Consider the following 14522-nt stretch of genomic DNA (forward strand, 5'->3'; position numbering starts at 1 on the left):
CTTGTTATTGGATTTTGGCGGATGTTTGGAACGCTTCGGCCCCATCGATTGCGCAACTCCACCGGAAAAAGGACAAACCATCAAACGTGTTAAAGCATGTGAAAATTGTCAGGAGTTGGTCAGCCTATACGCGATTAAATGCAAGTTTTGCAACTTTCAATTTCAACCCCAGCCGGTTCGTATTTGTCCAAACTGCGAGCATGAAAACGCGCCTTGCTCAACGCACTGTAGCGCTTGTGATTTGATTTTCGTGACTCATTCTTTCACTGCGCAACCTGGAGCGGTTTTAAGCAACCAAGGCAAACCCGAATACTTTCAGGTGGCGCGAACCTATTTACACAAAATCAAAGATGGAAACCGCGCTTATTTGCAAATGGCGTTTCAGTCTCTCGATGGAATGAAACTCGCCTACAAAAGTTTTTATTTTGGTTACCGAGGGGCTGCAGGACGAACCGCACAAAGGGATTGGAATGCACTCACTCTACCCAGCATTAAAACGCCACAAACTGCAAAACATGCCATCGAGCTTTTTAACACTCGTCCAATTTTAAAACCGATTGACGGAGTGACTGTTGATCCGTTTTTACCACACAAAGCCGCCATTAAAATCATCTATGAACACGAGGAACGTATATGTTAAGTACCGAAACTCAAGCATTGCGCGAACGACTCAACAATGTAACTGTTGCACCCAATCAGAATGAAACAATAGCCACGAACCAACGTGATGCCGCGAATGATCGACCAACCACAAAAGCCTTACTGGACGCAGCAGAACGCCAAGCAGTACGAGAAAGCCCCATACGCGGCCATTTAGGATTCTCAGAAATTGGTGAAGAAGACACTCGCACCTTATGGCTAAAGTTTCGTTGGTGTTTGCCCAACAAACCTGAGCCTCGTATCAATCGTATTTTTCGAATGGGTGATTTTGTTGAAGAGTTCTTAAGTCAACGGCTCGAAACCATTACCAATGAAAGCGCACGCGAAGCGGGTATTCAAACCGATGTAACAAAGCCGAAAAAACCGCACTTATCGGTTTATTCCGTTAATCCCAATACCGGTAAACAGTTTCATTTTTCGGAAGACTTAGGCGGTCATTTCGGCGGCTCGATGGACGGTGTGGGTTATGGCTTTCCAGAGCTGCCTGAAAATACATGGGCTGTTGTAGAATACAAAAGCGCAAATGATGATCGTTTCAAACAATTTGCAAAAAACGGTTGCCGTTCTACCGAGCCAAAATATTGGGCACAATGCCAGTGCTACATGCATAAAACCAAACTGAAACACGCCGTATTTATTGTGTATAACAAAAACGATTCGGATTTGTATATTGAAGTCATCGATTATGATCCTGATGCCTGGTACACCTTCTTCGCGCGAGCTGAAGCGGTAATGGATGATCGACTGCCCGAATCGTCCTACCCGCACCGCAATCATTATGAAATCAAAAACTACAAATCAGAAGAGTATCATGTTATTTTCCAAAATAACATCGAACAATTCAGCCTTTTTCAACCAAATTAATATCGTACGCTCTTTCGATTCTATAACGCTAATTTGGTAAACTGAATTTCCTTGTACAATTTCGACCTTTGGATAATCGGTCGATTTTTATGCAGTTGTTTTTTTCTACCCTCTCGGAACTCGATTCTTTCACTCATTCCCTGAATACCCTCTCAAAAGAAAATGCTTGTCAGTTTTGCCAACAAAATGACCAGTGGGTTTCTCATGGCTTTATTTATAAACAGCTCAGTTATCGTCAGAGGAATATTGTCGGTAAGCGAATTTTGTGCAGTCCCCACGGTAATCACTCAGGTTGTGGTCGTACCCGACAACTTTATCTTGATACACAAATCCCAAGGCGGCGTTATTCGCTTCAGACTCTGTTCGCTTTTGTCCTGGCGTTGCTCCATGGTATGACGGTCAAAGCCGCCTGGTATCACGCCATCGGTCATGACCGAACGGAACCTCGACAAGCATGGCGTTGGCTGACTGCGTTAATGAAGCGGCTGGGGGCCTTTCGACTCAAACTGAAACATCGTGTCGAACCAAGCTGCCAGCTTCGAACCCGACGCCTTAGAATGTTATTGCCAACACTGCAGGAACTGCTTCAGTCATTGCCTGATAAGAGCACCTTCCAAAGCACGTTGCAAATGCATTTGTGTTAATGCTTTCACCACCTCTTTGCCATTTTATGCGCGTCTTTTGGCCGCCTTAAACCTACCGACTGCGGTCATTTGATCCAGCCACAAACTTTGTCACTCGAACCCTTATCCAATCGGTCATAGTCTTCCGGCTCCTCAACCAACGGGAGAAATCGTACATGTCTGTTTATGCCAAAAATCCACCGCTGGAGATCCGCTTGCGCGTATTAGCGGCGGTGGATTACGCCCCTGGCTTGTCCATTCGCGACCGCATCAAATCGGTCAGCCAACAAACCTTTACCGACACACAAACCGGTGCTCATTATCGCTTCACCTGGCGCACCATAAGCACCTGGCTTTACCGTTATAAAAAAGACGGTGTGACCACGCTGGAAAAGAAAATGCGCTCCGATAAAAATGTTCAACGCAAAGTACAAGTCGCTGAATTGGCCGAAGCGATTAACGATGTGTTGCCACAACTGAGTGTGAACAAGGTCGGGAAAATACCAAAGAGTACCCTCTACCGCTGTCTGCTGGAGAAAAACTATTTCTCTCGCAAACAACTGGCTCCCACCACCTTTTATCGTTTTATTCGGGAAAACGATTTACTTAATTTAGAAACAACGAAAAAACTGCGTTCCTCCTTCGCCATGCAGTACGCTAATGAATTATGGCAAGGGGATACCCTGTATGGACCCTCGATCAAACAGTCCGACGGCAAATGGCGTAAAACATTTTTAATTGCCTTCATTGATGACGCTTCCCGCGTCATCACTCACGCGGAATTCTTTTATCGTGACAACACCGATAACATGATTGAAGCGTTTCGCACGGCTCTGTATAAACGCGGGAAACCCGAGCGATTATATTTTGATAACGGGGCGAATTACACCTCCAAAGAAATTCTGCAAGCCTGTATTCGGCTTAACATTCGCTTATCGCACGCCCCCATTCGGGATGGTGCTGCAAAAGGTAAAATTGAAAGATTTTTTAGAGGATTCCGTGACCGCTTTTTAGTGATGCATCAACAATTCAGTTCACTGGAACAACTCAATGAACGGACTCAAGACTGGATTGAAAATCATTACAACAACCAACCCCACAGCAGTATTCAGATGAAACCTTTAGATCGCTTTAATCTCGATGCCAGTCGCATTCAATACCTGACGTGCGATGAGGTGACCGATGAAGTCTTTTACGTCGAACACAATCGCAAAGTCTCTAACGTCAATGTATTTTCCATCAACAACCAAAAATTTGAATGTCCTGTTGATCTACGCGGTAAAACTATTCAGGTACGCTTCGACAGAAACTGTCGCGACCGCTTCATTGTTTACTTTAACGAACGCCGCATGGGGGAAGCATCACCGCTTAACCTTTACTTCAACGCGCAACAACGCCGAACTCAATAACTTTACAACAAAGGACATATCTACATGATCAATGCCATATGGGGCATCGCACACACACCCTTTAAACGTGAGTTCAGCGACCTGCTCCCTCAACAAAAACATATCTTCGACATCATTAACATTCACGCCAAACAAGGCGGATTCTCCGTTATCATCGGCGAGCCCGGTGTCGGCAAAACCGTTTTACGAGAACACATCGAAGCGCTTGATAAACAGCGGGAATTTGCCGTCGTCTCTTGTTCTCGCACCTTACACACCTATCGCCAAATTATATGGCAACTGGCCGACGCCTTTAAATTGGAAACCACGGAAAAAAACATTGAAAACGATTTAATACAAGCGGCCTTTAATCACATTCAGGAACGAAAAACCCTTTACGTGTTAATCGATGAAGCACACTTACTGGAAGTGTCGGTACTGCGTAAATTACGCCTGCTGTTTGAGCGTTTTCCCAAACATCATAACCTGATTTTATTCGGTCAAACCGCGCTACTGCATTACCTGTCGCTCACTACCAACAAAGACATCAAAAGTCGCATTACTTACTCAGCGACCATTAAACCACTCAACGACGAAGACATGGAGCGTTATATCGTCAAAGAACTGGAAAAAGCAAAAATGGGCATTAACACCTTTGATGAAAATGCACTGGCTCTCATCATTCGTTCGGCGGAAGGCAACTTGCGACTGTGTTGTAACTTAAGCTACGCCAGCCTCATTGAAGCAGCAAGAGAAACCAAAAAAATAGTAACAATCACTCACGTCAATCAAGTCCTCGTGCAACCACATTGGCGGTCGCACGAAGAACTCATTCAACAACAAGCATCATAGGAGAAACCACATGATGAAGCTCATGCAAATCAAAAGCCACTGGACACCGGATGAAGCTCACAGCCTGTTAACCTGGCTGGATGAACTTCGCGACACCATCTGGCAAACCTATGGTCAGGACATCATTGAATACCATCAAAAAGAACAGCTTCACCACCACAATGAATTGTCCGAAATGGAAAACAATAAAAACCCTTTCTAATGCTCGCTACGCGAGCATTTAAACAAATTCTTTTAAAGGGCGAAAGCCCTTTTTTTAGGCTTAAACGAAAACCCAAAGGTTATCCACAAAGTGTTCGATAATAAATCGGTAAAAAGTACGACAACAATTTGGTAAACACCAAAATAGTGTACGACGTTAATTCAGCAAAACTGTTTATTTTTTAATACATCTTATGATAAATAATTTGGCAAAAAGTATGATTAGAAAAAGGTACACTACAGTATCAAGCCATTTATTGGGGCGACAAACTGCCGCGTGAAGTCAATTGTCGAAATTGCATGTATGGATTTCCAAACACAAAAGAACCTGGTGCAAAGTGGCACTGCTCAAAATTCAATATCCCCCTCACGATGGAGCAACAACAAAAAGGCTGTACGCACCACGCATGGCACTCCGATTTAGTCCCACTCAAGTTTATGAAACGCGACGAAGCGGGTGTCCACTATAAAACGAATTCCGGTCGCGTTATTGTCAACTGTGCAGAAGATTTTAAATTGCTTCCAGACCATTTATCGAGCCAGGAAATGATCGCCGCTTCCGATTTTGAGTTTAGTGAAGCGTTTTTTGAATCGAAAGTTCAAGATTTACGTGATACATTTAACTCAAGGATACACGCGACTTAAAAATACAATTGTGAAAACTATTTTTCGAAGCTTATCGTTTTTTGCAGTATTAGTAAGCCTTTCTGCCTATGCACTAAACAACACAACAGAAACCAAAAAGTACGAGCGAGATTTTCAGAACGAGTGGTGCGCCGGTAAAGGTGAAATCGAGTATCGGCTGCCAGATAAAACACGAGTAGACTGCCTAACTGATGAATACGCGATAGAATTCGACTGGGCCAATAAGTGGGCAGAGGCTATCGGCCAAAGCCTCTACTACGCCTTTCAAACCAATAAAAAACCGGGCGTTGTACTGATAGCCAAAAAAGAATCTGACTTAAAATATTTACATAGAATTGAATCTGTTAATCAGCATTACAAACTTGGTATCAAAGTCTGGGTGATTAAAGGAAATTGAACCCTAACTGTTTGTTAGGGCTTAAACATTATGCTGTGAATAGTTCCTCAAATATTAGTCCTTCAAATCCTAACGATTTATAAGCATAATAAAATTCATCTGTCTTATCTTTTAACCCTATATATGTAAGAACTTCCGAACGTTCAGTTTCTGGAACTTTAAAAATTGAAGACTCAGACAGCCTAGATTGGATAAAGGAATACCCTTTAACATCAAGTTTTACTCCATCAACTTCATCCCAAATAGTATTATCATTATCCATAGCATTTATTACTTCGGTAACATTATGTAAATAATACTTTTTCTTCTCTAAATATATTGGTAGAAGCTCTCCACTTGACTCGAAGAACTCAGAAAGACTTTCAATTACTTTCTCATCGTATGCTATTACTCCAGGAGCGATATATATCGAATTCCCGGGTTTCAAGTTCGGATTATGAATATAAAAATGTAGTTCTTTCCAACCATTCTTCTTAGGTAAGCCATCAAATATCAAAATGTCTGATTCCCATACACTTTCATCCTTGGGTAAAGCAGTTTGATAATTTTCCACATCATTAACTATTCTAAGCACTTTCATTTTTTCACCCTTAGTGAGGCATGTTTCCTGATTGAATATCACGTCTTATACCGGCAAGTACTTGGCGAACAGTTCCGGGTCGAGCCTGAGCTAATCGTCGATTTACTTCTCGATAATATATATTCGTGTGAATTCTAGAATGTGATATTTGACCTTGATTTGCAAACTTTGAAGCTCTCGGCATAAAAACACCATTTAGAGATGAGTTTATATCAATTCCTTCTCTTCTCAGTATAGCGCGAGCCTGGGCCGCTCGGGGATCTCTACCAGCAACCATATGATGTGCAGCACTATTTTTAGGTCTTGAATCTCCTCTCCGCTCCATATTTCTAGCTAATACACTTGACGATGGTCCTTTTCCTAGTTCTTCATCATCTGGATCCTCGCCATTAGGAGAGCCATAAGTGTCTGCGCCAGAAGCTTGTCGCATTGTCGTTATACTGGAACTACCTTCTGAATTCATATTGGTAGAAATTCCAGCCTTGGCGTACCTATCCAACATCTGTCGGCGATACATTTCTTTCTGCTCGATCATCATATGAGTGATAATGACGCCGCTGGCAATCGAAGACAGTGCACGACCACCAAATTTAGCTAATTCAGATAACCCTTTCTGTGCTATTTGCTCTCCTGAATAAATTGCTAAGGGCTCAACAGCAATGCCAACACTTCCTCCTGAAGTATTTGAACTACCTACTGGCCGAATTGCTGTAAACGTCGCTGTTCCAGATCGATATTCAGTGCCTGGTACACCTTGAAGATCAGTGAGTTGAGTTGTAAAGCCATTACCTTCGCCGGAACCTTCTGCGATATCTCCTGGTGTTATGAATGCATCTTCGTCAAAACCTTCTTGAGGATTCATCATCATACTAAAGTAAAACGTAGCCATTCCAGGACTTTGTACAGCAATATAACCGGAAGGATCAGTACCTGACAGGGGGTTATTCAAAAGGTATGTATAAGGATTAAGTGCTTGACTGTTTTCCGGCATCTGAATAAATGGATCAACGCTTAAAAACCGACCAACGTTATAGTCATACGCTCGCCCATTCATGTGAATAAGATCGACACTATCAAGATGCTCGTGAGCGGTGAAACCTCGGTTTGTGATGAGCGACATTAATCGACCATTTAAACTATCACCCCAGTATTGATCACGAGGCTTTCCAAAAACATCATAGCCACGCTTTTGAAGAATAAGAGTACGATCATCGGAAACACTCGAAGCATGTCGGTTTCCATCCGTGATGAGCGTTACAGAACCAAGGCGATCTCCATGCAAGTAATTAATATTCCTTTGAGAGCTGTTTGTAGTAAGAACTGCATAATCTCCAAGATAATGTTTATGCTCAGTTGAAAGCGTTGAGTTTTCAAGCGTTTCAACTTTTTCATAAAGTTTTCCAATATAGTATGTCGTAATTTTTTTACTGCCTACTTCTTCTATTTGAAGATAACGATTAGTATCCGAACCATACTTAAAGCTCATTGTTACCTGGTTTTTAATAATCGTTTCAGGCTTATTGAAAATGTTATAGGTTAAATCAATGTTATCTCCTTGCTTCATATTCCCATTACCATCATAAGAATATCTAACGATTGAATTATCCATTTTCGTAACTGAAGCTACTGCATTTGGCCCACCACTCGACTCAGTTGAATAAGAGTAAGCCTTTGCGTAATCCGATTTATACGTAATATTTCCAGACTTATCGTAATTATAGGTGACTACCGAAGAGTCGAATGCAGGATTTACGGAACCGTATGCAACTCTATCTGACCGCTTGATACGATGCATGGTGTCATACTGAAAATGCTCTCTGACTCCAGTTATATAATCATTAACTTCCGTTAAATTACCGAAATTATCATAGTGTGAATAATAGATTTCTTGTAATTTTGTTCCAGAGCAATTCGCTGAATTTGTAACGCATGCTCGTTGCATTTCTCCTGAAGGATGATAATCAAACCTATCGATGAGGCCATTACCAAAAGTAGAAGAAACAATTTTTCCACGTGGACTGGTTTTCTGGATCAATCGATATAAAGCATTGTTTCGAAGTGGATCAATATTTGATTTTACATAGCCGTATTTATCATACGTAATCGCGAGCATCTCGCCCGTTGGATACTTAATCCCTTTTAGTCGACCATAGTATCCATCATACGCGTACTTAACATCAAACGTATGGTTTGAGCCATTTTTAATAACTGTTTGTTCCTGAGTAACCCGAACAAGATCATCGTAGAAATACTCTTTACTGAAGCTTCCTCGCGTTTCTTTAGACAACATTCCTTTTTTACGCGTGTCGTATGTCCACTCAGAATCAAGAGCACTATTGACAAAGCTTCGAGTTTGTCTACCTAGTCCATCATAATCAAATGTCGAAATGTTGTTATTACCATCCTTCTGCCAACGCAATTGGCCAAGGGCATTGTACCTAAACTCCCAACGTCCCATATTAGGATCATTGAACCAACGCTTCGATCCAAATCCATCAAACATCGCAGAAATAACATTACTGCTTACATCCTTTACCAATATTGGGTTGCCGTGCGCATCATAACGAAAGTAACTCCAGTTTTGATTTGCATCCTGACTTGCCATTAATTGATTTAACGCGTTATAGGTTCGTTTCATAGTACGAGAACCATCAGTTTCCGTATCAACAGTGACCGTTGCGGTAAGTCCATTGTAATCATAGTTAACTGTAAATACTTGTGGAGCACTATTGACGACTTTCGATAAAGGTCGGCCTAAAACATCATACATTGGAAATGTTGTTATACTTCCTTCGCTCGTTTCAAAATGGGCGTCTTCCTTACGAATAACTTGACCAATTGCATTATAGGTAGTGGTAGTGATGATTTCGTCTTCACCAGAACCATTATCATCAAATGCCATAACCGTGACTTTCAATTCACGACCACGATTATCCAATTCATGAATCGTCGTTGGTGCACCATCCTGTATATAAATTTGCTTCGTAACAGCATTAGAAACACAGTAGCTATCGCACCATTGAACAATCTGGTCAATAGTTGGCTCCATATCGGACAGTGTCTGACTGATTCGTCCAAAGCTGCCAAATACATTAGTTATTCGCTTTCCATAAACATCAACCAGCTCTTCAATCACACCATATCGAAGATTCCATTCATTGGTAACGACAGCCTCTGACCAAACACCATTTTTTTGGGTAACTGGGAAATACCCATCAGTATCGCTGTAATCGAAGATTTGTACCGATGGTGCTAATACATTTGTGAAGTCAACCGCGGGGTCGGCTGTTCCCGACTGAGTTATTTTGGTGGCATTACCAAATTCATCATAAGTATTAAATGTTTGAACAGCACTGATACCACTGTCATTAGATGTAGTTGTTATCGAATGTAATTCTCGATGGGTATTAGCTTTCCACGTATGCTTATTGGTAACTATTTTTGAATCATTCGTACCATTCACAATACCTTGATTGTCCCAATAACTCACACTTGAAGTACTCTTAGTTGTATCTAACTTATCAACCCACCATATCGATTCATCTGCTGGATAATAAGTTAGAGTATCTTGTTTAGTATGAGTGGTTGTCGAATCAATAATGGTTGTTAATAAACTAAGAGTATTGCCATAACGTTTATCAAATGAACTTATTTTTTTAAATTGATACTTTAATGAGTTTCCAATTAGATCAAAATTTCTTTCCGTGACTTTAGAGTTCAGAACGGAATACAAACCGCTTTGGTAGCCAGAGCAATTTTTATACCCAGTCTCTTCAAAGCAGTACGAATAATTTATTTCTGAGAGTAACTGATTATTACTATTTGCAAAGTTTTTCTCAGAAGTAACCAGTCCATCTAATGGAAATTTATATTGATAGTTAGATATTGAATAGACACCTTTCACAGTGTCGGTGGATTTTATGTGTTCATAACTTATAAGTCCAAGTCCTTTCGTATTATATATAGGCGCACCGTACTCATACTTTATTTCATTTTTACCTCCAACAGAGTTATCCACTTTCATTTTCGTCACAAGCATATTCGTAACGGGTGCCTTAAAGTATCCGTCAACTAACTTTGCCTTGTGATCGTTATTATTAAAGTGCGAGTATGGCGCATACTCAAATTCAATATCCAAACCAAGTCGATTGCCATCTTCATCCTTTACGGCCATGACTTTATTCGAGGGTAATTGGTACTCTTTATCTGAAGATTTTGTAATATAGGTTCTTAATATGGGTTCATCATAATTCGATAATGTGTGCTGCAAATCCTCCATTTTTGTAGCAGTTAGGTAGTCAAAAGTACCATCATGATTCAAATCTAACGGATGAAAGTAGCTAAGAGTACCCTCATGATTGGTTTCCACTTTTTCATAAGCGTAGGAATCTACAGGACTTGGTTTCGTCAAATAAACATTCCATTTAACAACACTTAATGGTGAAACATAATAGGTTTGCCAAGGATGATTGGAGTTAACACATTGAAATGTTGTACAGGGTCTAAGCTCAACGACATCTCCATCAGGAACGAGTAAATCTTCTAGACCATCTCCGTTATAATCAATAACTTTTACATATGGATTTACTTTAAACGCATCGCGTCCAATAGCAAGATAGCTGGCGTGCCGAGGAAAGTTATAAGTAAACTCTTCCAGATTAGTGGTTCCAAAATGCGGAAAGCTACCTGATTTGTTGAACGCAACCTTCCAACGCCAGCCAATGTTGGTATGATTCGAAATGACCATCAAATCTTTTAAACCATCACCGTTTAAGTCGATCCATTGATAGCCACCATTTAACGAAGCTGCTCGATTATAACTACTGTCATTTGCAACCGGCATCGTTTGACTAACTTTGGTAAAGCTAGCATTATTTGCATTTGTCCAATGATTCTGTTTGTAGAAAACAATTTTGTCATCTCGTGTTATAAACACGATATCAGGCTTACCATTGCCATCGATATCAAAAACATCAAAATCACTGATGGCGGCGTCAGAACTGCTTTGAACTTGCTGCGTTAGGCTTGGTTCACCTGATGTTGAAACTGCGAGTTTCGGAGAACACAATCGACCACTACCACATGATTCGTTGTTTTGAACCATATAGATACTTTCGTAAATCGATCGATAAAAAATCAGGTTACCGCCACTGCCATCGGGAACGACTTTGACACTGCAATTATTCGTAGTGTTATAGGATGCCCTGGGAACGTTCGACTCGGCATACTCATCGTAATACAGTGCACCACCACAAGAAATCGGGATACCTAAATCCTGAAGCGAAAAACTGTTGGTGCTGTGATTGTAGTAAGCAATGTGTAGCCGGTTATATTTTTTACCAATAAGATCAGCCTGTCCATCACCATTAAAGTCGAGGTAACCGAAAGCATGCACCAGAGTATCGAATCCATTCTGATCAAAAGGCACTTCAACCGCACGACTTGAGTCTACCGAATAGCTTCCATTGCTGTAAGTACCTGGATAATATTTAGTAAACATGATGAAATCCAGGATCCCATCTTTGTTTAAATCAGCAATAAGTTGCTTATCAGCGTTGTAGTATTTTACTTCCTTTGAAAAATCAATCGTGTTTTCTTTTTTCTCATATGATAGCGTTTCATTACTCCATTGGAACTTCTTTTTCGGAAGACAATCGTAAGAACCGCTGTTATTCTCGCATAACTCCAATGCAGTTAGGCGTGAAACGTAAGTTGTAGGACTATAATCGTAAGTTAGCGTGTATTTATAAGCCTCAACATTCTGAACATATGAAGTAATACTGGATAGCCGTTTATAAATATGAGTTACATAAGTACCCGCGTAGTAGTTTCTGGAATAACGATCATCGGTTCGGTCTTCATACTCTAGTGATATTCTGCGATCACCTTGAACAGAGTCTTTACCTGTATAGTAAATATCAGATAAATAAACCTCTTTATCAGTATAACTGTCGGTTACTCGTGTATATTGGTATTCAATATTGTTACCATGCGGATCGGAAATATCGGTAATTAACCAGTAAGTAGGATTTGTGTGAACAGGATCGGCATACTTAATTACTTTTCCATCTTTTCGAAACACTTCAAAATACGACTGATAACTTGTTGAGTTACCACCTCTTAGCACAACTTTATCAAAGCCATTTTTTATGGTTCTGTATTCCGAATTTTGGTAACCGTATGTACCACTGACAAGAATTAATTTTTGTCCGTCTAAACAAAGCCTATCTGAAACATTTCTCTGAAGGCTTGCATAAAAATCGTCTTCAATGGTATTCGCGCTGCAGCGATGAACACTTGATAAACCCGATAACGAGAATCCTACCCCTAAGTGACCATTTCCGCGGTTGCTGTTATAGGTAATCGCTAGTTCTGGAGTCATTCCTTTTCGTCCAGGAGGTGTAATAATGGGGATTGATAATGATGCAGCACCACCGGCTACGTTTGCATTAACATCAATCGCACCTACAACATCGCTCGATTGACGAGGTAATGATGCAATTGGTGCATCTGGAATCATTTCATCAGGTTCAAAATCTACAGTCACAGTGCTAGAAGCACTATAGGCTGAACACCCGCTTGAGTTACATGCGCGTACGCGATAAGAATAACTTCCGTTCCCTCTATTGTTAATTGCAAAACTTAATTTAGTTGTGGATGAAGACAAAGTGGACCAACTTCCATTATTCACACGCTCCTGGAGAGAATAATGGGTGATAGCACCAGTTGGTGCGGTCCAACTAATGCTGTAATTGCCATCACCATCTTGAGTAGGTACTGATGGCGCGCTTGGCGTTGGTGGAATTCGACTTACCACCAGAGTATTGCTGTAACCCCATCCACTACACATCCAGACGGGAGCAATACCACTTTCATCGATGTTGCAGGCGTTAATACGAAACTGATAATTGCCGCTTGAAAAACCAGAAAAACTATTGGAGATTGCGCTACTGCTAGCCGTGCTGTGGAGTTTGTACGCTCCACCGTTCACCGACATTTCAATATTGTATTTACCTTTCGAATCGATGTAATTCGCTTTATTCCAAGTTAAATTAAAACTTCCCGAGGAGTTCGAAGATGGTACGGATACATTGGTCGGTGTCGATGGCGTTTCAGGTGCAGGCGTTGACGAAGCCACCGTCACCACATTGCTCGGTGATGACATGCTGCACTCGAGTCCACGGAAGGGACTGAGGTTACAAGCCTCTACCGTGTAAACATAGCGACCGTCAACTCGGTCGGTCACCGTAAACGAGCTGCTTTTATCCGAACGGGCTTCAACAAACGCGTAACTGCCCCCATTTTTGCTTTCGTATAAGCGATACATGTAAGCATTCGAACGCGTATAGGTAATGGTGTAGGTGCCATCGGCATCCGTAGCCGGCCCTTTTACATTCGTCGCAGGATAAGGCGCAGCGGCTGACAAAGTGGTAGCAAAAAACGCGGCCAAAAACAGACCGAGCGCAGATAAAACGCGGTGCATGAGTGTCCCCTGAAAGAAAAAGTCTGAATTTAAATTTTGTCTGCGTTGTGTTTGTTGTGCGCAGACGTTTATTTGTTTTAAGTCCCTGTGAAGCAACAACTCCCTGATGAGACGGCGCGAAGTATCGCAAAAGTGAAAAGTTGACTCAAGTAAGAGATCTCTCAAATGGATTACAGACAATCGCCTATTTGCGTTTTTATTTTTATCTGAGATATATCAAAAATCAAACGGAATAAAACGCCGCTTTAAAAAACTTTTAACCTCGAATCTCGTTCAATCCCATCGGCCAGTTGACGAAGGCGATCCGCCACTTCTTTCGCGGTCATTTGTTTTTCAAGACGAGCGCCATGATAGCGATCATTGATAAAAGAAATTGAAATCATTTTTCCAGAATCGTTTTCGCAAACGATTTTCATATCCTTAAATAAATTTTCCATGTTCAAAAAACAACCTATTTATATGAAACGTATAAGTACAATTTTTAGAAAAAATTGTGAAATAAATTTGGATTAAATATTTTTTATTTAGTTAAAAATAAATTAAAACGTTTTGGTAAATATAATTCCTATTATCCTAAATAGTTTCAAGTTTATTTCCTTTAAAAATACAAAACCCGGCAAAATGCCGGGTTGTAGAATATGGCGGTGAGGGAGGGATTCGAACCCTCGATGCAGTTGCCCACATACCACCTTTCCAGGGTGGCGCCTTCAACCACTCGGCCACCTCACCTTAATTCCCATACGGGTATATGCCGGGTACAAAATTAAAACAATTTTTATTTTGCTTTATTTTCAATACATTACGGACGTTCTTACACGCTTTCCAGGCG

11 protein-coding genes and 1 tRNA gene are annotated in these 14522 nt (G+C 41.0%); 8 read left to right on the forward strand and 4 right to left on the reverse strand.

The genetic code is table 11. The features are described from left to right. From ACTUJY_RS19700 to ACTUJY_RS19735, 8 genes are all read left to right on the forward strand, one after another. Nucleotides 1-640, forward strand: a 640-nt coding sequence (locus ACTUJY_RS19700; protein WP_463617852.1) for a hypothetical protein, incomplete at its 5' end; no start/stop codon positions are given. Next, on the forward strand, nt 634-1524 hold the full coding sequence (locus ACTUJY_RS19705) for a PDDEXK family nuclease (protein ID WP_463617853.1): 891 nt from the start codon (nt 634-636) through the stop codon (nt 1522-1524). The genes ACTUJY_RS19700 and ACTUJY_RS19705, both read left to right, overlap by 7 nt. An 89-nt stretch (nt 1525-1613) precedes the next feature. Further along, nucleotides 1614-2168 carry a hypothetical protein gene (locus ACTUJY_RS19710; protein WP_463617854.1) on the forward strand — a complete coding sequence of 185 codons (555 nt, stop codon included), beginning with the start codon at nt 1614-1616 and terminating at the stop codon, nt 2166-2168. 155 nt (nt 2169-2323) lie between these two features. Then, entirely contained in the window at nt 2324-3556 is a 1233-nt protein-coding gene (locus ACTUJY_RS19715; RefSeq protein WP_463617855.1) for a DDE-type integrase/transposase/recombinase, read from the forward strand. A gap of 24 nt (nt 3557-3580) precedes the next feature. Next, entirely contained in the window at nt 3581-4387 is an 807-nt protein-coding gene (locus ACTUJY_RS19720; RefSeq protein WP_463617856.1) for an ExeA family protein, read from the forward strand. Between the two features lie 10 nt (nt 4388-4397). Next, on the forward strand, nt 4398-4589 hold the full coding sequence (locus tag ACTUJY_RS19725) for a hypothetical protein (protein WP_463617857.1): 192 nt from the start codon (nt 4398-4400) through the stop codon (nt 4587-4589). A gap of 299 nt (nt 4590-4888) precedes the next feature. Further along, nucleotides 4889-5233: a hypothetical protein gene (locus ACTUJY_RS19730; RefSeq protein WP_463617858.1), complete on the forward strand. Its 345-nt coding sequence runs from the start codon at nt 4889-4891 to the stop codon at nt 5231-5233. 10 nt (nt 5234-5243) lie between these two features. Further along, nucleotides 5244-5630 (forward strand): hypothetical protein, encoded by a 387-nt coding sequence (locus tag ACTUJY_RS19735; RefSeq protein WP_463617859.1) that lies wholly within the window; start codon nt 5244-5246, stop codon nt 5628-5630. 28 nt (nt 5631-5658) lie between these two features. Here the strand turns inward: ACTUJY_RS19735 and ACTUJY_RS19740 are convergent, their stop codons facing one another. From ACTUJY_RS19740 to ACTUJY_RS19755, 4 genes are all read right to left on the reverse strand, one after another. Beyond that, on the reverse strand, nt 5659-6210 hold the full coding sequence (locus tag ACTUJY_RS19740; protein WP_463617860.1) for a hypothetical protein: 552 nt from the start codon (nt 6208-6210) through the stop codon (nt 5659-5661). 10 nt (nt 6211-6220) lie between these two features. Beyond that, nucleotides 6221-13693 carry an AHH domain-containing protein gene (locus ACTUJY_RS19745; protein WP_463617861.1) on the reverse strand — a complete coding sequence of 2491 codons (7473 nt, stop codon included), beginning with the start codon at nt 13691-13693 and terminating at the stop codon, nt 6221-6223. Between the two features lie 245 nt (nt 13694-13938). After that, complete coding sequence (locus ACTUJY_RS19750) at nt 13939-14130, reverse strand: hypothetical protein (RefSeq protein ID WP_463617862.1); 192 nt, start codon at nt 14128-14130, stop codon at nt 13939-13941. A 202-nt stretch (nt 14131-14332) separates the two neighbouring features. Continuing rightward, nucleotides 14333-14422, reverse strand: a tRNA-Ser gene (locus ACTUJY_RS19755). Nucleotides 14423-14522: the final 100 nt, after the last annotated feature.

This window comes from Pleionea sp. WD8-19 (assembly GCF_055326765.1).